Here is a 19,173-nt window from a genome sequence, read left to right as displayed (position 1 = left end):
CGTCGGACCGCCGCGGGAGGACCACGGTGATGCTCCCCGTACCCTCCGCTCCTTCGGACCCCGACGTCGTTGCCAGACGGTGGACCCAGGCCCCCAAAAACGTCCAGCGGGCCCGCGCCGAACTGTCACGTCATCTGGTGCAGTGGGGATGCCCGGTTGAGGTGATCGACTCCGCCGCCGTCGTGCTCTCCGAGCTGTTTACCAACGCCTTGCGGCACGCGCGGGAACCACGGGGGCGCCACATCGAGACGCGCTTCCACCGTGGAGAGTTCAGCGTGCGGATCGAGGTGCACGACGCCAACGACGCCAAGCCCGAGCGCCGGGAAGCGACCGACGACGACGAGTCCGGCCGCGGCCTTGAGCTGGTCGACGCACTGACCAGCGGACAGTGGGGGATCTCCTCCCGGGTGGGCGTCGGGAAGATGGTCTGGGCGATCTGCGCCTACGAAGGGGCGTCGCACCTCCGGGACAGTGATGACGGCCAGTCGTAAACGACAGCGCGTGACCAAGCTCGACCACGAGCCGGAAGCGGTCACGTGGGCGCGGAAGAAGGCGGGCCTCACCAAACGGGCACTCGCCGAACGCGTCGGGATTTCCGAGCAGTTGATGGGCGAGATCGAGTCAGGCCGGCGCAACGCCACTCCGGCGAATCTGCTCAAGATCGCCGACGCGCTGAACTGCCCGATCGTCCTTCTGGAACGCAAGCGTTCGGTCGCACCTGATTGCTCTGGAGGCTGTGCCGTTGTCGGGTCGCAGGCGGAAGGATCCGCTCGTAGACGGTCCCGCCGGTCTTCCCCGGGTTCAGGTCGCTGAAGGCTCGTCGGCGATGAGGTCCAGAAGCTGGTCGGGGGTGAGAGTGGCAAGGTCGACGGACCGGTCCTCGCGCACGAGGCGTGCCGACGCCTCGTGCGCGGAGAGCTGTTGGGCGCGCTCGATGAGCTCGCCGGCGCGGCGCCGTTTGAGGATACGGTCGGTGATGTCCGCGACCGCGAGCATGGCCGAGGGAATGGACACGACCAGGGACGCCACCGCGACGGGATCGACGCCCTTGGTTTCCGCACCGGTCGCCTGCTCCGGAGTCGGAGCTGGTTCGGGATGGAAGCCCCAGCCTGCAGTCAACGCGGCGACGCTCTTCCCGGCGGCTTCGACGTCCGCTCCGACAAACTCAATGATCATGATTCCTCGTTTCCGTCGGCGATGGCTTTCAGTAGCTCGTCAAGCTGGACCACAGCGTCTGCAAAGCCGATCTTGGAGGCAGCGGCTCGGCTCGTCTGAAGCACCTGTCGGGCCTGCTCGCGATCCCCCCCGGCCAGCAGAATTTGGCCCAAGGCAGCCCCGACGACCGCGATGCCATCCTGCCGTTGAAGCTTCAGAAAGAGCTGAAATGAGGTAGCCACTCTGGGGGCCGCCGCCTCGAAATCCTGGCGAATGAGATCGATTCGGGCAAGGTCCCAGTTGGCCCTCGCAATGCCGTCCATGTCGCCGAGCCGTTCAATGACTTCCAAGCGTTTGAGCCGCAGTTCGAGGGCCAGGTCGACCTCGCCCCGCTGTTCGAGGATGTCGGCAATCTGGCCCCGGGTGACCTCAGCCGAGATGGCATCACCGATCCGCTCGTACACCGGCAGTTCGACCTCCCGGCGGATCCGCAACGCCTCATCAACCTCACCACGCTGCTCAAGGATGTCGGCGATCCTGCCCCAGGCGATCGCAACCTCGCGGGTGTCACCGATGCGCTCGAGCACCGGCAGAGTAACCTCCCGGCGAATCCGCAACGCCTCATCGACCTCACCACGCCGCACGAAGATGTCGGCGATCCTTCCCCAGGTGACCGCGACCGAGCGGGCGTCACCGATCCGCTCATACACCGGCAGTTCGACCTCCCGGCGGATCCGCAACGCCTCATCAACCTCACCACGCTGCTCGAAGATGTCGGCGATCTGACCCCAGGTGACCGCGACCGAGTAGATGTCACCGATCCGCTCGTACACCGGCAGTTCGACCTCCCGGCGGATCCGCAACGCCTCATCAACCTCACCACGCTGCTCGAAGATGTCGGCGATCCTTCCCCAGGTGACCGCGACCAACCGGGTGTCACCGATTCGCTCATACACCGGCAGGGTGACCTCCCGGCGGATCCGCAACGCCTCATCAGGCTCCCCCCGCCGCTGGAGGATGTCGGCGATCTTTCCCCAGGTGACCGCGACCGAGCGAGTGTCACCGATTCGCTCATACACCGGCAGGGTGACCTCCCGGCGGATCCGCAACGCCTCACCAGGCTCCCCCCGCCGCTCCAAGATGTCGGCGATCCTTCCCCAGGTGACCGCGACCGAGCGAGTGTCACCGATTCGCTCGTACACCGGGAGTTCGACCTCCCGGCGGATCCGCAACGCCTCATCAACCTCACCACGCTGCTCAAGGATGTCGGCGATCTTTCCCCAGGTGACGGCGACCGAGCGGGTGTCACCCGCGTCGGTGAACAGTTGGAGGGCCTGGTGGAGCAGGTCCTCGGCCTGGTCGACCTCGCCGCGGGTGATCAGGCGGCTGGCGTGGTCGTAGAGGACTGTGGCGTGCACGGCCGCATCGGTCTGCCGGTCCCCGCTCTGGGTCTGCTGGACCGCACGGAGGAGCAGGGTGTCGGCGTGGTTGCCGTCGCCACTGGTGAGGGCCGCGTCAGCGACGGCCCGTAACAGGGTGACAGGCACCTCGTGGTTGTGGCGGTCGAGGAGGGTGATCGCGTGGCGGCCGAACTCGGCCGCGGTGGAGGCCGGACCTTCCCGCAGGGCGGACACGGCCGCGGCGGCGCAGCCGGCGGTGATGGCCGGGTTGTCGGCGGCCAGCGCCAGTCGGGTCAGTTGCAGGTCCAGGTCGGTGTCGCGGGCGGGTCGGGGTGTGGCACCGCCCCATTGGGCGTACAGCGGTTCGACGGCCAGCGTGGCGAGGGCGGCCCCCTCGTCAGAAGTGAGCGGGGCCAGGCGTCCGGCCGCGAGGGCGTTGACGGCCGCGGCCGGGGTGGCAGGGTGGTGCTGGTCGGGGAAGGCGTCGAGGAGCCCGAGGCCCAGGAGGCGTGTCGCCGATCCGCCGACTGCGGCGGCGAGGGCGTCGATGACGGGTTGCGGGACCGGGACGGTGAAGAGGGTGCAGGCCCGCAGCAGGGCGTGGTGGGCGGGACCGGCCTGGTCGAGGAGGGCGTCGAGGGCCAGGTTCTCCAGGAATTCGCCGATGTCGGCGTTGTCGGCCGGGAGGTCGCCCTGGTCGAGGTAGGCCTCCATGTCGGCGACGGCGGCCTCGGCGCGGGCCTGGTCGACCTGGCTGCTGTAGACCAGGCGCAATCCGATGAGGTCCTGCAATCCGGGGTTGCCGGAGCTGACGTCCATCGCGCGCTGGGCCAGGTCGGCGCGCTGGGTCCGCAACCCGGCGGGGGCCAGGTCCTGCTGACGACGCTGGAGCTTGAGCTGGGCCGCCGGCGACAGCGGCCGCAGCTGGACCGGTTCCAGCCGGGCCTCAAGACCGTTGAGGGTGAACGTAAAGCGGCTGGTGACCAGCAGTCGGCTGTCGGTGGCAGCGGGGTCGAACGCGGAGAGGACGTCGGCGAGTACGGCGGCGTGCTCGGGGTCGAGCCGGTGCGGGCCGTCAGGGTCGGCGGCCAGGATCTGTTCGAGGTCGTCGATGATCAGCAGGAGGGGTTTGCGGACATCGTCGACCTCCTGGGCGCACGGTCCGGCCAGCAGGTCGGTCAGGAGCGGTTTGAGGCGGTCCGAATGCCGGCGGACCTCGGCGCGCCTGTCGTCTAGGAGAGTGCGGGCGGCGGGGTTGGCGGCGACGGCGTCGGCGATGGCGTCGAGGATCGCCGACGGGCTGTAGTCGCCGAAGACGACCGCGACGGCCCGGTTGGGGTGGCGGTCGGCGATCCGCCCGGCCAGGCTCGACTTGCCCAACCGGCCCTGCCCGTGCAGCAGGACCCCCGCCTTCTGCCGGCCGCGCAGGGCCCGCAGCGCCTGCTGCAACTCCGGGCGGCGGCCGACGAACATCTCCGCCGCCGCGACGGGCAGTTGGTGCTTGCGGTCCAGGAACGTCTTGGTCACGTGGTGCGGCGGCACCATCTGGCGCTTGAGGTTTCCCCCGACCAGCGGGCCGCCGCCGGTCGGCCCCACCCACAGCCGCGCCAGGTGCCAGTCGGCGCGCTGCCGCTCATCGGGACACGCCAGCAGGTGGCGGCGGGCGTCGGCGACCGCCTCGGCCACCTCGACACGGCGGCTGAGCTGCCGGTAGAGGTGTTCGGCGAAACGCGTGGCGGCCTGGTCGCTGACCGAGCCGTCCCAGCCGATGACCGCGGGAATCCCGGCGGCTATCAGCCCGGTGGCCATCGAGTGCGCCACCGACACACCGGGCTCGACCGCCGGACCGCCGCGGCGGCCGGCGCCGCCGGGTACGTGCCCGGCCACGTCGGCACCCGTGGCGGTCAGGCAAGCCGACACGAACGCCAGCCGCGGCCGCGGAGTCAACAGGCCCACCAGCGCCTCCGCGCTCAGCAATGACCCGTCCCCGAGATCGTCCTCCATCAACAGGACGGGTGTGGCGGGCCCGTCGGGTCCGAAGCGCCAGTTGTGCAGCCCGTGGCACGACAGGTGAACCACCGGCATCCCACCCAGCTCGGACAGGCGCAGGCCGAGATGCTCGGGATTGCCGGAGTCCTCGACCACGAGATCAAGGCTCGTCGCCCCGACGGCGTTGAGGATGGCCATCTCCTCGGCCTCGAAGTCCAGTTCGTGCTGGCCCCTCGGCGCCGAGGCCATGAACGCCACCCCGAGCCGGTATCCGTCCAGCGCCTGCGCCGGACTCGGGCGACCGAGCCGACGCGCCACGGCGAACAACTCCGGCTCCCCGGCGAGGAACCCGCCCTCGGGGGCGGCCAGCAGCTCGAACGGCGCCCGCAGCAGCGCCCACGCCGCCGCGGACGGCCTCGCGGGCGCCTGCACCTCGAAGACCAACGGCGCCGGCGCCTCATCGAGCAGGCCCGTCAACTGGCCGAGGTCACCATCCAGCCACCGATACAGCTCACGCCCCACCACGAGCAACGCCTGGTCCCTGGAACCGCCCCGCACGGCATCCACATACCGGCCCGCGACAGCAGTCAGCAGGCCGACATCAGAAGCCTGCAACACGCGACGCGGACCGACCCGCCGGCCGTCAACGACCAGCTCGAACCCGCTGCCATCCACCACTAACCCGGTAGCCATGAGTCACCCTAACGTTGCGGAACGGCACCGCACCATCCGATCGGGCAGAGATTGAGCGGTTTTCAACCTGGCTGAGTCGACAGGCGAGTTGACGTGCGCCGAGGAAGTGGACGCGGTCAGCCGCGCGAGAAACGCGGCGACGTAGACGTGCGTCCCCGGGATAGTGGTCCCCCATGGATGAGGTCGAGGTCGTCGTCGCCCACTCCGAGCGCGCGACCCTGCGCGTCGGCGACGTGTTCCTGAAGGTGGACGCCGATCAGGCGCGGCTCGACGTCGAGGTCGCGGCGATGGCCCTGGCGCCGGTCCCGACGCCGGAGGTCCTGTGGCGCAAGCCGCCCGCGCTGGCGATCGCCGCGGTCCCGGGGACGGCGCTCGGCCGCCTCGGCGAGCCGTCGACCGCGTCCCCGGCGGCGTGGGCCGCGGCGGGTGCCGCCGTCCGGAGGTTGCACGACGCGCCCTTGCCGCCCTGGCCCGCCCGGGGAAAGGGCCCCGAGGCGTTGGCGGCGGACCTCGACGTCGAGTGCGGGCGGCTCGTGGCGAACGGCGTCCTGCCCGCCGACCTGGTCACCCGCAACCGCCAGGTCGCCGAGGCCGCGCTCCGCCCGTGGACCCCGTTGTTCACGCACGGCGACCTGCAGATCACGCACGTGTTCGTCGATGATGACGAGGTCACCGGCATCATCGACTGGTCCGAAGCGGGCCCGGGTGACGCCCTGTTCGACCTCGCCACCCTGACCCTCGGACACGAGGAGCACCTCGGTGACGTCGTCGCCGGCTACGGCACCGGCGTCGACCTCGACGTGGTCCGCGCGTGGTGGTCGCTGCGAAGCCTGCTGAACGTTCGCTGGCTGGCCGAGCACGGCTTCGACCCGTTCACGCCGGGCTGCGAGGTCGATGTCCTGCGGTCCCGGATGTGAGGCTGTACGCGCCCGCGGCCGTGAGTGCGTTTCGGCACATCGAGCAGGCCGTCGTCGCCAAGGCCAACGTGGCCTGATACGGCATCAGTCGGCCTGCAGGACGAAGAACAGGAAGCAGACGAAGGCGCCCGAGGGCCTTTTCGCGAAGGCGTCGGGGAAGAGTTCGCGGGCGTCCGGTGAGGGCGGCGGTTCGCTGATGACGTTGATACGGAAGCCGGCCGCGGTGAAGGCGTCGGTCATCGCGTGCAGCGGCCGGCGCCAGAAGGTCATCAGGGCGGTATGCCCGCCGAGGGTCCATTCCTCGGAGTAACTGCAGGTCGCGAAGTAGTCGCCGCCGGGAGCGGGCGACACGAGGCCGACGGCGGGGTGCTCGACGGACACGATCAGCCGGCCGCCGGGCGCCAGCACGCGCCGCAGTTCGGCCAGCGGTGCCGTCCAGTCCTCCAGGTAGTGCAGGACCAGGGACGCGACGACGTCGTCGAACGCGGCGTCGGGGAAAGGCAGCGGGCCGCCCAGGTCGGCGAGGTGCAGGGCCGCACCGTCGCCGAGCCGCCGCCGGGCGAGTTCCAGCATCCCGGCGCTTGAGTCGAAGCCGGTCACGGCGGCGCCCCGATCGCGCAGCGCCGCGGACAGGGGCCCGGCACCGCAGCCGGCATCGAGGATCCGCCGGCCGGCCACGTCGCCTGCCAGGTCCAGCATCGCGGGCCGCTCGTAGTAGGCGTTGATGAGGCTGGACTCGTTCTCGGCCGAGTACGCCTCGGCAAAGCTGTCGTAGTCGTTGGCGGCCCGCTCTTCCGGCCCGCCGGAGCCCTCGGAAACTGGACGGATCCACGACGGCTGCTTGGGCGGCGGCGCGACACCTGAACGCCCGTCAGAACTCTGGGGAGCGAAAGTCATACGGGCGATCCTGACACGCACGCCCCGCCAGGCGCCGGGAGCTTCGCGATCATCCTGCGCCCCATGGGTACCGATCGGTGCTACGCAGGGCGAACGGTGCCGGCTCGTGCTGAGTGGCGCGGTCTACTCGGCGTCGAGCTGGTGGTCGGCCCAGACGTAGCTTTCCGGCAGCAAGTCGGTGACAAGGACGCTTCGGACGCGGTCGTCTGCGCCGACGATGACTCTGATGGCGGGGAAGTAGTCGAGAAGGACCTGGCGGCACCGGCCGCACGGGGGAACGACCCCCCGGTCGCGGTCGCCCACGGCGACGATCGTGTCCAGCTCGTACGCACCCTGGGCGGCTGCCGTGCCGATGAGGACGAGTTCGGCGCAGGGGCCTCCCGTGAAGTGGTAGGCGTTCACCGCCGTGACGATCCGGCCGTCCCTGGCACGGGCCGCGGCCGCCATGGTGTGGTTGTCACCGCGGCACCGAGTACGCGCGACGTGCGCCGCGGCCTGGATGAGTTCGTGGTCGACGGGGTGGGTCTGCGTGGCCATCTTCTCCGCCTTCGTCAGGTGTCAGGTGTCAGGTGTCAGGTGTCAGGCGACGTTGGCCCGGGTGACGATGGTGTGCAAGCCAATATCGGCGATGTACTTGTTCCGCCGGATGACGTAGCGGTGCCCTACGAACGTACGACCCGGGGCTTCCGGCAGCGGTTGCTGGAGATATCCCTCGACGACGGGAACCAGGACCCGCGGGACATGATGGTCGACCTGCACGAACTGTGTGCGGAGGCGCGGGGCACCGGCGTCGGCATGCGGTCCCTCCTGCTGGACGTGGCCGGGCTCTCCAGCGACGTCGACACGTGCGGGATGGGCTCCACCCGGCACATCCTGCTCCGGGCGACCGAGATGGACCCCGTCGGACTCTGGTGAGCGTGCGGGGGCGGGGAGCCGCTGCCCCCCGCGGCTACGCGTCCGGCCGGGGCGAGAGGATCTTCGTGGCGAGGGCGCGCAGGAGCGCGGCCTCCTCCTCGCTCAACGCGGAACACAGCGCGGCCAGTTGGCGGGCGATCTCGGCGGTGCCGGTCTCGGTGAGGCGGTGGCCCTCCGGGGTGAGGCTGACGAGGACGGCGCGGCCGTCGTGCGGTGACGGGCGGCGCTGGACCAGTCCGCGCTTCTCCGCGCGGGCGACCAGGCCGGTCATGGAGGACTTGTCCAGGCCGAGGTGGCCGGCGAGTTCGAGCATGCCGGGCGTGCGGTCGCGCAGGATGCCGAACAGGCGGAGCTGGACGAGGGAGACGTCGTGCGCGGCCGCGACGGCGGCCAGGACGCCCTGGACGCGGAAGGACAGCTGGACGAGCGCGTCGACCGTGTCCAGCTCCCCGCGGGGCCCCGGACCGGCCACCGGTTCCGGATGGGTGCTCATGGTCGCCGCCTCCACTTGACCTAGTACGTGGCACAAACTACCGTCGAAGTAGTACGTGCCACAAACCATACCCGCATCAGGCCAGAAACCGGGAGACCGCCATGCGCGCCGCCGTCGTCCACTCCTTCGACGCCCCGCCCCGCTACGACAGCTTCGCGACCCCGCAGCCCCGCGGGGAGCACGAGGTCCTGGTCGACGTGCTGGCCGCCGGGCTCCACCCCCGGGTCCGCTCGGGCGCCGGCGGCACCCACTACACCTCCACCGGCGACCTGCCCCTCGTCCCCGGCATCGACGCGGTCGGCCGTACGGCGCAGGGCGAACTGCTCTACTTCGTCGCCCCCGACACCGCCCCCGGCACCATGGCCGAGCAGGCCGTCGCCGACCGCCGCCGCGCCATCGCGCTGCCGCCCGGGACCGACCCGGTCGCGGTGGCCGCCGGGATGAACCCGGGCATGTCCTCCTGGGTCGCGCTGCGCCGCCGCGTCACCCTCGTGCCGGGCGCCCGCGTCCTGGTCCTGGGCGCCACCGGCAATGCGGGGCGGCTGGCCGTCAGGATCGCCGGCCTGCTGGGCGCCGCCCAGGTGGTCGCCGCCGGCCGCGACCCCGAACGCCTCGCCCTGCTCGCCGACTTGGGCGCCGACCGGACGGTCTCCCTGTGCGGCGGACCCGACGACGTCGCCGACCGCCTCGGCCGCGCCGCCGCCGACGCCGATGTCGTCCTCGACTACGTCTGGGGGCCGGTCACCGAGGCGGCGATGCGCGCGGTGCTCACCGCCCGCTCCGACCGCACCAGGCAACTGGCCTGGATCCAGCTCGGCTCGACGGCGGGCGCGGACATCACCCTGCCGTCCGCCTTCCTGCGCGCGGCCGACCTGCGGATCATGGGCAGCGGCCAGGGCTCGGTGAGCACGGCGGGTATCCTCGCCGAACTCCCGTCCCTGGCCGCGCACATCACCGCGGGCGACCTGGCCGTCGCCACCGTCCCCGTACCCCTGTCACAGGTCGAGGAGGCCTGGGCCGGCCCCGTCGCCCCCGGTCACCGCGTCGTCCTGACGCCCGGCAGCTAAGGGCTGTCCCTTAATCCCCGGCGGGCGCGCGACGACAGCTACGGCAGCTCGCCGCGTTGTCGGGCTCGCCCGAATACGACCCGGTATGAGGGCGACCCTTCGCCTTGCGATGTACCGCATCTGACGCCGCGCGCTGGTCCACCGCGGATTACGGGGCAGCCCTTAGCCCCAGGGACCTAACCCCTGTAGGTGTACGTGAAGTGCGGGGTGTCGTACTGGGGGCCGCTCTTCTCGTAGGTGAACCAGTACGTGATGACCGCGCCCGACGACAGGCCGCTGATGTTCTGCGTCCAGGTGCCGCCGCCGTTGGCCATGCGGAAGTTCTGCTGGCCCGCGCCGTTGACGAGGTAGTGCACGTCGACGTAGGCCGCCGGGGTCGTCGGTACGAAGGTGATCCGCACCTGCCCGGAACCGGTGGTCGCGGCACTCGCGGTGTAGTCGGGTGCGGTCGTACTGCCGCCGGTGGTGCCGGTGGACGTACCGGTGGACGTCCCGGTGCTGGTGCCGGTCGAGGTGCCGGTGGACGTCCCCGTGGACGTCCCCGTGGACGTACCGGTGCTGGTGCCGGTCGAGGTGCCGGTGGACGTCCCCGTGGACGTCCCCGTGGACGTGCCGGTGGACGTACCCGTCGACGTACCGCCGACCGTGCCGCTGCCGCCGTTGGTCCGGTTGACGGCGATCCAGTCGACCGTCATGGCCGCGCCGGAGCTGATGTCGGCCGACGGTGAGGTGCAGCCGCAGACCTTGTCGGGGTACGAACCGCCGATCGCCACGTCGAAGATGGCGAAGAAGCCGTGGTCGACGGCGGCTTGCCAGGTCGCGGTGGAGACCTGGTTCTCGTTGACCGTGTACGTCACCGTGCCGTCGAGGGAGAAGCGCAGCTGCTCGGCGGCGGTGTTGGTGCGGTCGATGACCACCGAGTAGGTGTGGAAGCCCGACTGGCAGCCGCCGCAGGCCTGCAGGCCGCTGCTGATGCCGTCGGGGTCGTGGCACTCGCCGGCCCACGCCCCGCAGTGGAAGGTGGTGGAGTGCTGGCTCAGCGCGTTGACGTCCTCCATGATGTCCAGCTCGCCGATGCTCGGCCAGTTGGTCGCGCCGACCGGTCGGGCGTCGGCGCCCATCGCCCAGAAGGCGGGCCAGTAGCCGAGGCCTTGGGCCGGTGCGGGCTGCTTGAGTGACGCGCTGATCTCCAACTGCCCGCCGGCCGGAGCGGCGAAGTCGGTGCGCTGGGTCTCGATGCGGCCCGAAGTCCAGTGCCCGGCCGCGTCCTTGATCGGCTTGATCACCAGGTGGCCGGAACCGTCCTGGTAGACGTTGGCCGTCGAGTCGGTGGCCGTCTCGATCTCGCCGGTGCCCCACATGGTGGCGGCGCCCGGGTAGCCGTAGCCCGTACCGGTGTCGTAGAGCCAGTCGGCCCGGTTGAGGCCGCTGCCCGAGGCGCCGTTGAAGTCGTCGCTGAAGATCGTGGTCCAGCCGGCCGGCGGGCCGGGCACCGCCGCCGCGGCCGAGCCGCCGGTGACGGACAGCCCGAGGGCGCCGGCGACCAGCACGAGCAGCGCGCCGATCACGGTCGGGAGGAGGCGCCGGCTCCGGGGCCGGGCTCCCGGGGAGGCGCTGGGGCGTGGGTTGTCGCTCATGGGCGTGACGACCTTTCTCCCGTACGTGGGGGGGTTGGCCGAAGCGGTCGAAACGGGCACCGCCCGGAAAACCCCGGGAAATTCCGCCCGTTCAGGAAGTGAACGGGATGTGCGGTCCGTGCAGATCACGCCTACACGCCTCAATCGACGACAAGCGTCCTCCGTCGAGGAAACCTTCGAGTCAGCGGCTTGGAAGCGCTCTCACCCAACAGGATCGTGATGGAGTCTCAGCGCGTGACGCGAACTCGTCAATGACTTGAACAAGATCGACTTGACGGCGCACGTCGACCTGCCCGTTTTCCGCCGGCGCGGCCGCAGGGCCGCCGGCACCCGAATCCCGGTCCAGACCAATTCGGTCACCGCTCTTGACCGAACGCCGGCAGGGTCGGACATTGTCAGAGCCGGGTCACCATCAAGGAGATGTCGTCCTGCTGGCCGTCGGGGTTGGCCAGGGCGCGCAGCAGGCCGTCGGCCAGTTCCTCGGGCGGCAGGCCGCGGAGTTCGCACGTGACGGCGACCAGGCGGGCCAGGCCCGCGTCGATGTCCTCGCCGCGGCGTTCGATCAGGCCGTCGGTGTACAGCACCAGCAGGTCGCCCGCCCGGTATTCGGCGGTGGCCTGCGGCCTGGGGACGTGTTCGAGCCGTACGCCGAGCGGCGGGTCGGTGGCGCCGTCGAGCAGTTGGTAGGTCCCGTCGGGGCGCATGAGCACCGGCGGCGGGTGGCCTGCGCTGCTGTACATCAGCAGCCGGCTGACCGGGAAGACCTGGCAGGCGAAGGTCGTGGTGGCCGTCGCGCCCTGCATCGAGCGCGAGTACAGCCCCAGCGCCTCCAGCGCGCCGCTGGGCCCGTCGGCGACCCGGATGGCGGCGCTGAGCGCGCTGCGCAGCATGCCCATGACGCTGGCGGCGCTCACCCCGTGGCCCACCACGTCGCCGACGGTCAGGCCGAGCCGCCCCTCGGGCAGGTCCACCACGTCGTACCAGTCGCCGCAGGCGTTCATGCCGCGCAGCGCCGGCCGGTAGCGCACCGCGATCTCGGGGTGCGCGTCCAGGTCGGGGGTGGCGAGCATGGCCTGCTGGAGCGCGAGGGCCACGTCGTGGCTGCGGGCCGTCGACTTCTGCAGCCGGGAGTGGTCCTGCGCCAACTGCTCGGCCCGGCTGAAGAGTTCGGCATGCGGCGCTGTCGTACGCTCCGTGTCGGGCTCGGGTTCCGCGGCCGCGTGCTCCGACCTGACGAAGGCGGTGACGTCCTCCACGCGGTGGATGATCAGGTCCACCTGCCCGTCGGCCCCGACGAGCGGCCGGTTCGCGACATTCCACCAGCGCGACTCGAACTCGCCCGTCCCGCCGGCCCGGGGAATCGAGAAGCGCTGGAGGAGCAGCATGTTGCCGCGCCCCGAGGCCAGCACCGCTTCGAGAGCCTCGCGCTGGGCCTCGGCCCCGCCCGACGTCGGGTCGTCCGGGTCGGGCGGGAAGGCGTCGAAGAAGGACCGCCCGGTGAGTTCGGCCGCGGGGCGCCCGGCGACCTCGGCGTACGCTTCGTTGGCGGCGACGATCGCCAGCTCCCGGTCGAGCACCACGCAGGCGGCGGGCACCGCGTCGAAGAGGGCCGCGTAGTCCAGCCCGGCTCCCCCGTCACGTCCCGCCACCCCGGCTCCTCGCTGCCACTCGCCCGCCCACAGGTCCTCGTGCGACGGCCAGTCAATCCCACCCGCCCGGCGGTCCTCCGCAGGCGCTCGCGCAACTCGTCCGTACAGCCGATACGGACGTAACTCTTGCCACGCTCGCGGCGGCGCCCTATCGTCCCGTTCTCGGAGCGGTGTGGGAGCGCTCCCATAATCGAATTCGTCGAAACCGAATGGGACAGGCTCCCGCCGACGCTTGCACCTCCCCCCACCTCCGTGCCTGCCGAAAGGGACAGCATGAAGTCTCTCCAGCAAGCTTTCCGATCCACCCGCAAGGCCGCCGTCGCGGCCCTGGCGGCCCTCGGCCTCGCCGTGGGCGGCCTGATCACCCTGACCGCCGCACCGGCCGCCCACGCGGACACCCAGATCTGCACGCAGTACGGCACGACCACGATCCAGGGCCGCTACGTCGTGCAGAACAACCGCTGGGGCACCAGCGCGACCCAGTGCATCAACGTCACCGGCAGCGGCTTCCAGGTCACCCAGGCCGACGGTTCCGTCCCCCTCAACGGGGCCCCCAAGTCGTACCCGTCGATCTACAACGGCTGCCACTACACCAACTGCTCGCCGGGCACCAACCTGCCGGCGCAGCTCAGCGCCATCGGCAGCGCTCCGACCAGCATCTCCTACACCTACGTCGGCAACGCGGTCTTCGACGCCGCCTACGACATCTGGCTCGACCCGACGGCCAAGAAGGACGGCGTCAACAGGACCGAGATCATGGTGTGGTTCAACCACGTCGGCTCGGTCCAGCCGGTCGGCTCCAAGGTCGGCACCGCCAGCGTGGGCGGGCGCAGTTGGGACGTGTGGACCGGCAACAACGGCGGCAACGACGTCATCTCCTTCGTCGCCCCCTCGGCGATCGGCAGCTGGAGCTTCGACGTCAAGGCCTTCGCCAACGAGGCGATCAACCGCGGGCTGGCGCAGAACTCCTGGTATCTCACCAGCGTGCAGGCCGGTTTCGAGCCCTGGCAGAACGGCGCGGGCCTGGCGGTGACGTCCTTCTCCTCCACGGTGAACATCGGCGGCGGCTCGACCACGGGCGGTACGAGCACCGGCGGCAGCACGACCGGCGGTACGACCACGGGCGGGTCCACGACCGGCGGCACCACCGGCGGCTCCGGCTCGTCGGGCTGCAAGGTGACCTTCACCCCGCAGAGTTGGAGCGGCGGCTTCTCCGCGAACGTCACGGTCGCCAACACCGGCTCCAGTGCGGTCAACGGCTGGCGGCTGGGCTTCACCCTCCGGTCGGGCCAGACGGTCACCAGCGTCTGGAACGCCACCCTGAGCCCGTCCTCCGGCGCCGTCACGGCCACGAACCTGTCCTACAACGCGCAGATCCCGGCCGGCGGCTCCCAGTCCTTCGGCTTCCAGGGCACGTCCAGCGGAGCCTTCGCGGCCCCGAGCGGCTTCACCCTGAACGGCACCGCCTGCTCCTGACCCCCGAAGCGCCACCCCCCACCGCGCCGCGCCGCCCGCCTGCCAGGCGGGCGGCGCGGTGCGCGCTACGGCAGCCGGCAGGCCTCCGCCTCGGTGACGGGCTCGGGCGGCCGGACCCCGTGCAGGACGTACGCCAGGAGCTCGGCGCCGCGTACGACGCGGGGTCCCGGGCGGTTGAAGTAGGCGGGGCCGTCCAGGACCCATACCCGCCCGTCGCGGACGGCCGGCAGGTCCGCCCACGCCGGGTGGTCCGACAGCAGGCCGACCTCCTTCAGGGTGCGCTCGGGCGGGAAGCCGCAGGGCATCAGCACGATCACCTCGGGTGCCGCCTCGATCAGCGCCGCCCAGTCCATCGACCCGGTGTGCTCGCCCGGCTCGGCGAGCAGCGGCTCGCCGCCGGCGCAGCGGATCTGCTCGGGCACCCAGTGCCCGGCGGGCCACAGCGGGTCCAGCCACTCGATCGCCGCCACCCGCGGCCGCGGCCGGCCCGACACCTGGGCCCGTACGGCGGCGAGCCGCCGGTGCAGCGCGGCCACCCGCCGGATGGCGACCTCGGGCACCCCCAGGACGTCGCCGACCTGCTCCACGCAGGCCAGCACGTCGGGCAGCGTCCTCGGCTCCAGGCTGATCACGCGGGGACCGGCGCCGTCGAGCACCCGCACCGAGTCCGCCACCGTCTCGTAGGAGACGGCGCACACCTGGCACAGGTCCTGCGTCAGCACCACATCCGGCGCCGCCTCGGCCAGCAGGTCGCCGTCCAGCGTGTAGAGCGACGAGCCGCGGTGCGCGGCGCCGCCCACCGCCTGGGATATCTCCCGGCTGCTCAGCGCGTCGGGGTCGAAGCCCGCAGCCGTGACCACCGGAACGGGCGCGACCACCTCGGGCGGCCAGTCGCACTCGTGGGTGCGCCCCACGAGGTGCTCACCGAGACCGAGTTCGACGACGATGTCCGTAGCCGCGGGAAGCAGGGAAACGATACGCATGCCCGAACGTTAGACCCGCCGGGTGGTCTCGTGGGACGGGCCGTCCGCACCGGACGGGCCGCGGGGATCAGCCGGCGGGCGGGACGAATTCGGGCTGGTCGAGCAGGCGCAGCCAGCTTCCGTCGGGCTGGCGTCTGACGACCTGCGCCCGCGCGCCCGCCCCGTCCTTCGGCGGGGTCGAGGTGAGGGCGATGTCGCCGCTGATCAGCGTCGGCAGCGGCTGCTCCGGTGCGAAGCGGGGACGGTCGGCCAGCACCTTCTCCCAGAGCGCCCGGATGGCCTCCCGGCCCACCGTCCGGCCGCCGGGCGGGTAGGCCATCACCGCGTCCTCCTCGTAGAGGGCGGCGACCCCGGCCGCGTCACCGGCGTTGGACCGCTCGACGAACAAGCGGGTGATGTCCTCGGGCCGCATGGCCTTCTCGTATCCCGGCATGGGTTCCTCCTGACGTCGTGCTGCGGTCCGTCGTGCTCCGGTCCGTCGTGCTCCGGTCCGTCGCGCTCGGATCCGTCGCGCTGCGGTCCGTCGCGCTGCGGTCCCTTCCCAGCGTGGCCGCCCGATGATCAGAAGTCCAACAGCTGGTCCTTCCGGGAACTAGAATTCACAGTCATGGACCTGAGGCAGCTGGAGTATTTCGTCGCGGTCGCGGAAGAGCGGAGTTTCACGCGGGCGGCCGAGCGGGTGCACATCAGCCAGTCCGGCGTCAGCGCCCAGATCCGGCAGCTGGAACGCGAGCTGGGCGCCGAGCTGTTCGACCGGTCGGCCCGCACCGCCACCCTCACGGTGGCCGGGAAGGCGGCGCTCGAACACGCCCGCGCCGCGCTCGCAGCGGCCGGGGCGGTCGGCCAGGCGGTGAGCGAGGTGACCGGCCTGATCAGGGGACGGCTGGCGGTCGGGATGGTCGTCGGCTGCACGGTCACACCGCTTTTCGACGCCCTCGCCGCATTCCACCGGGCGCATCCCGGCGTGGACGTCTCGCTGGCCGAGGACAATTCCGACCGGCTCGCCGAGGGGGTACGGGCCGGCACTCTCGACCTGGCCCTCGTCGGGACCGCGACGGCCGCTCCCGCCGGTCTTGAGGCGATGACGATCATCAGCGAACGGCTCGTCGCGGCGGTCCCCGCCGGGCACCCCCTGGCCGGGCTGCCGCGGGTCACCCTGCGCGACGTCGTCGCCCACCCGATCGTGTGCATGCCCCCCGGCACGGGTCTGCGCACGGTGTTCGACCACGCCTGCGCGGCACAGGGCCTCCACCCCGCGATCGCCCTGGAAGCCGGCGCGGCGGACGCCATCGCCCACCTCGCGGCCCGCGGACTCGGCGTCGCCGTCCTCAGCGAGTCGATGGCCGCGGGCTACGGCGGCCTGCTCACCGCCCGCACCATCGACGGCGTCGAGGCACCCGCCGTGCTGGCCCTGGTCTGGAGGACCGCGCACAGCCCCGCGGTGCGCGAACTGCTCGGCCACTGCCGGCGGGCCTTCACCGGACCCGGCCGCAGTTGAGGCCTGTCGTTCGCATCTCCGTGGCCGGCCGGCGGTCCCGGCCGCCCACGGAGATCGCGCGGAACGCGGCTACTGCGCGGTGATGGTGAAGGCCTGGGCGGAACCGCCGGTGCAGGACCACTGCTGTAGGCGGGCGCCGTCTGCGGTGGAGGTGTCGGTGACGTCCAGGCACTCGCCGGTATTGCTCCGCGGGCTCGGCGTGTACGTCCCGTTGGCCGCGGCGACCGGCTTCCACTGCTGGTTGGAGCCGCCGCCGTAGGCCCACAGCTGGATCTTCGCGCCGTTGCCCACGCCCGTCCCGCCGGCCCGTAGCGTGAAGGGCCGGCCGGCCGCGGTCTGGTTGACCACGACCGGCGGCCGCCGGCGCGCCCGGGGCGAGCAGCGCGCCGGCCGCCACCGCGGCGACGGCGACGAGGGTCCGGCCGCCGCGGGGGAGGCGCGTGCGTGTCCGGTGGCGGGAAGGGGCGGCGGGGCACGTCGGCCCGGTGGATCAACTGGGCAGCGTCCACTGCTGGTTGGCGCTGCCGAAGCAGGTCCATATCTGCAGCCGGGTGCCGTTGGCCGAGCTGTTGCCGGTGGCGTCCAGGCACTTGCCCGAACCGGTGTTCACCAGCTCGCCGTTGGACTGGTGCTGCCAGGCCTGGGCCGCCGTGCCGTTGCAGTCGTAGAGCTGCACCTTGCTGCCGTCGGCCGTGCCCGCGGACGCCACGTCCAGGCACTTGCCCAGGGCGCGCACCGTTCCGTCGGTGCCCACCGTCCACTGCTGTGCGCCGCTGCCGTTGCAGTCGTAGAGCTGGACGGCCGTCCCGTTGGCGCTGTTCGCGGCCGCCACGTCCACGCACTTGCCGCCGTAGCCGGTGATCTGGCCGGTCTTGCCGGTCCCGCCGCCACCGCCGCCGGTGCTGCCCCCGGTGAGCTGGTTGAAGATGCGCGAGTAGGCGTAGCCGGTGGCCTTGTCGTAGTAGTCCACCTCCCAGAAGGACAGCTCCTGCACGCCGTTGGCGGCGGCGAAGGTCTCCAGGGTCTGCGCGTCGGACTGCGAGAAGTACTCGTTGTCGTCGTTCTGGCCGGCGATCGGGGTCAGTCCGATACGTCCGTAGGCGGCCGAGGTGGAGATGCCGTACAGACCCGCGAGCTGGCTCGCGGTGGCGCGGGCGGCCGACTCGGCGTCGTTGAGCGCGTTCTGGCCGTCGCCGAAGTCCATGGTCATCAGGTTGACGGCGCTGACGTTCACGCCTTTGCTCTTGGCGTCACTGAGGACGTTGTATTCCTGGGAGGGCAGGCCGCCGGGGTCGACGGCCAGGGTGTAGGCCACCTGGACCGCCGGGTTCTGCGCCTGGAGTGCCGCAAGGGCCTGGTTGCGGCGCTGGTTGGCGGCGGTGTCGCCGAGGGTGCCGCCTTCGATGTCGAAGTCGAGGCGGGTGATCCCGTAGGTGTTGACGACGTTGGCGTAGGCGGCCGTCAGGGATGACACCGAGGTGCAGCTCTGGGCGAGTTCGCCGCCCTCGGCTCCGCCGAAGGACACGATGACGGTGCCGCCCGCCGACTTGACCGCGTTGATCTGGGAGGCGTAGGCGCCGACCGAGTCGCCGCTGGCCTCCCACTGCGGTGTGCAGCCGGACCTGGGGATGAGGAAGGCCAGCGTGTAGAACTTCAGGCCGGTCGCGTTCATGTCCGCGGCCATGTCGTTGGCGGTGCCGCTGTCGATCTGCAGGTAGGGGGCGGCGAAGTGGGCGGGCAGCGCTGTTGCCGCGTGGGCTTCGGACGCGGCGCCCACGAGTGCCGCCGCGGAGGCGAGCGCGAGGGTGGAGAGCGAGGCGATGGCGTGTGTGAGACGCATGGGGAACTCCGTACGGGTGGGGGGACGGACGGGTCGGCGCCCGGTGTGCGGCCACCGCCGTGGCCGCACACCGGGTGTTCGGGGGTGTCAGGTCAGGAGAGCGTCCAGGCCTGGTCGGCCGCGCCGGCGGCGTCGGCGCCCTTGCCGCCGCGGCCGTGGACGGCGGTGCTGCCCGAGGTCGGGTGGTGCGGGCCGTTCGCCGCGCTGATACGGGGTCGGGTCATGTGGCGTTCCTCCTGGGGAACAGCTGCGGGTCGTGCGTGTGGGGGGGTGCAGCGCCGGACCGGCGGTCTTCGTACGGCTCGGCCCGCCTCTCGGCCTTGAGCGATTTGCTGTGGCCGCATGACGTGTTCGTTTCAGACTTATAACAAGTCGTGAAGTTAGAACGCGAGGTCAGCCCCGTCAACCCCCCGTGTCAAAGGAAAGAGCGGCCGCTTGACGTCCTGCCAGGTCAGCGGATGAGGAAGGTCGACAGGTCGGGGGCGGCACGCCGGGACGCCGGCGGTCCTTCCTGTACGGCGGGGTCGCATATGCGTGCACTTGGTGAACGCGACGGCGGGATCT

General features: G+C 71.5%; 19 protein-coding genes. 7 read left to right on the top strand and 12 right to left on the bottom strand.

The window, feature by feature from the left end; genetic code table 11:
* Positions 1–29: 29 nt before the first annotated feature.
* Both OG900_29250 and OG900_29245 read left to right on the top strand, forming a co-directional pair.
* On the top strand, positions 30–491 hold the full coding sequence (locus OG900_29250; protein ID WUH93800.1) for an ATP-binding protein: 462 nt from the start codon (positions 30–32) through the stop codon (positions 489–491).
* 10 nt (positions 492–501) lie between these two features.
* A complete protein-coding gene (locus tag OG900_29245; GenBank protein ID WUH93799.1) occupies positions 502–813 on the top strand; it encodes a helix-turn-helix transcriptional regulator in 312 nt (103 codons plus the stop codon).
* Here the strand turns inward: OG900_29245 and OG900_29240 are convergent.
* Both OG900_29240 and OG900_29235 read right to left on the bottom strand, forming a co-directional pair.
* Entirely contained in the window at positions 802–1,176 is a 375-nt protein-coding gene (locus OG900_29240; protein WUH93798.1) for a hypothetical protein, read from the bottom strand. The two genes, OG900_29245 and OG900_29240, sit on opposite strands and share 12 nt — an antisense overlap.
* Positions 1,173–5,102 carry a CHAT domain-containing protein gene (locus OG900_29235; GenBank protein WUH93797.1) on the bottom strand — a complete coding sequence of 1,310 codons (3,930 nt, stop codon included), beginning with the start codon at positions 5,100–5,102 and terminating at the stop codon, positions 1,173–1,175. The genes OG900_29240 and OG900_29235 overlap by 4 nt, the downstream gene beginning before the upstream one ends.
* Before the next feature lie 308 nt (positions 5,103–5,410).
* Here OG900_29235 and OG900_29230 point away from each other — a divergent pair, with 308 nt between their 5' ends.
* Complete coding sequence (locus OG900_29230; GenBank protein WUH93796.1) at positions 5,411–6,154, top strand: aminoglycoside phosphotransferase family protein; 744 nt, start codon at positions 5,411–5,413, stop codon at positions 6,152–6,154.
* An 84-nt stretch (positions 6,155–6,238) separates the two neighbouring features.
* Here the strand turns inward: OG900_29230 and OG900_29225 are convergent, their stop codons facing one another.
* On the bottom strand, positions 6,239–7,051 hold the full coding sequence (locus OG900_29225; GenBank protein ID WUH93795.1) for a class I SAM-dependent methyltransferase: 813 nt from the start codon (positions 7,049–7,051) through the stop codon (positions 6,239–6,241).
* Positions 7,052–7,174: 123 nt separating this feature from the next.
* Positions 7,175–7,588 carry a cytidine deaminase gene (locus OG900_29220; protein WUH93794.1) on the bottom strand — a complete coding sequence of 138 codons (414 nt, stop codon included), beginning with the start codon at positions 7,586–7,588 and terminating at the stop codon, positions 7,175–7,177.
* A 120-nt stretch (positions 7,589–7,708) separates the two neighbouring features.
* Between OG900_29220 and OG900_29215 the strand changes: the two genes are divergently transcribed.
* Complete coding sequence (locus OG900_29215; protein WUH93793.1) at positions 7,709–7,966, top strand: hypothetical protein; 258 nt, start codon at positions 7,709–7,711, stop codon at positions 7,964–7,966.
* 34 nt (positions 7,967–8,000) lie between these two features.
* On the opposite strand, the gene OG900_29210 is transcribed toward OG900_29215, so the two are convergent.
* Positions 8,001–8,459 carry a MarR family transcriptional regulator gene (locus OG900_29210; GenBank protein WUH93792.1) on the bottom strand — a complete coding sequence of 153 codons (459 nt, stop codon included), beginning with the start codon at positions 8,457–8,459 and terminating at the stop codon, positions 8,001–8,003.
* 101 nt (positions 8,460–8,560) lie between these two features.
* On the opposite strand from OG900_29210, the gene OG900_29205 reads away from it, so the two are divergent.
* Positions 8,561–9,526: a zinc-binding alcohol dehydrogenase family protein gene (locus OG900_29205; protein ID WUH93791.1), complete on the top strand. Its 966-nt coding sequence runs from the start codon at positions 8,561–8,563 to the stop codon at positions 9,524–9,526.
* 176 nt (positions 9,527–9,702) lie between these two features.
* Here OG900_29205 and OG900_29200 read toward each other — a convergent pair whose 3' ends face one another.
* Entirely contained in the window at positions 9,703–11,163 is a 1,461-nt protein-coding gene (locus OG900_29200) for a glycoside hydrolase family 16 protein (GenBank protein WUH93790.1), read from the bottom strand.
* 395 nt (positions 11,164–11,558) lie between these two features.
* The gene (locus tag OG900_29195; protein ID WUH93789.1) at positions 11,559–12,812 is read right to left on the bottom strand and encodes a SpoIIE family protein phosphatase; all 1,254 of its coding nucleotides are present in this window, start codon (positions 12,810–12,812) and stop codon (positions 11,559–11,561) included.
* A gap of 273 nt (positions 12,813–13,085) precedes the next feature.
* Here OG900_29195 and OG900_29190 point away from each other — a divergent pair, with 273 nt between their 5' ends.
* Complete coding sequence (locus OG900_29190) at positions 13,086–14,288, top strand: cellulose binding domain-containing protein (protein ID WUH93788.1); 1,203 nt, start codon at positions 13,086–13,088, stop codon at positions 14,286–14,288.
* 65 nt (positions 14,289–14,353) lie between these two features.
* Here the strand turns inward: OG900_29190 and OG900_29185 are convergent, their stop codons facing one another.
* Both OG900_29185 and OG900_29180 read right to left on the bottom strand, forming a co-directional pair.
* Positions 14,354–15,271, bottom strand: a complete 918-nt coding sequence (locus OG900_29185) for a cobalamin-binding protein (protein ID WUH93787.1) — start codon at positions 15,269–15,271, stop codon at positions 14,354–14,356.
* A 67-nt stretch (positions 15,272–15,338) separates the two neighbouring features.
* Positions 15,339–15,704: a nuclear transport factor 2 family protein gene (locus tag OG900_29180; GenBank protein ID WUH93786.1), complete on the bottom strand. Its 366-nt coding sequence runs from the start codon at positions 15,702–15,704 to the stop codon at positions 15,339–15,341.
* A gap of 174 nt (positions 15,705–15,878) precedes the next feature.
* Between OG900_29180 and OG900_29175 the strand changes: the two genes are divergently transcribed.
* Positions 15,879–16,769, top strand: coding sequence for a LysR family transcriptional regulator (locus OG900_29175; GenBank protein ID WUH93785.1), 891 nt, complete (start codon positions 15,879–15,881; stop codon positions 16,767–16,769).
* A 69-nt stretch (positions 16,770–16,838) separates the two neighbouring features.
* Here the strand turns inward: OG900_29175 and OG900_29170 are convergent, their stop codons facing one another.
* From OG900_29170 to OG900_29160, 3 genes are all read right to left on the bottom strand, one after another.
* Positions 16,839–17,117, bottom strand: a complete 279-nt coding sequence (locus OG900_29170; GenBank protein WUH93784.1) for an RICIN domain-containing protein — start codon at positions 17,115–17,117, stop codon at positions 16,839–16,841.
* Positions 17,118–17,259: 142 nt separating this feature from the next.
* Complete coding sequence (locus tag OG900_29165; protein ID WUH93783.1) at positions 17,260–18,609, bottom strand: ricin-type beta-trefoil lectin domain protein; 1,350 nt, start codon at positions 18,607–18,609, stop codon at positions 17,260–17,262.
* A 92-nt stretch (positions 18,610–18,701) separates the two neighbouring features.
* Positions 18,702–18,833 (bottom strand): hypothetical protein, encoded by a 132-nt coding sequence (locus OG900_29160; GenBank protein WUH93782.1) that lies wholly within the window; start codon positions 18,831–18,833, stop codon positions 18,702–18,704.
* Positions 18,834–19,173 lie beyond the last annotated feature (340 nt).

It is taken from the genome of Streptomyces sp. NBC_00433, assembly GCA_036015235.1.
Lineage (GTDB): Bacteria > Actinomycetota > Actinomycetes > Streptomycetales > Streptomycetaceae > Actinacidiphila.
Note: the sequence above shows the minus strand (reverse complement) of the source record. Positions and strands in the feature narration are given on the sequence as shown.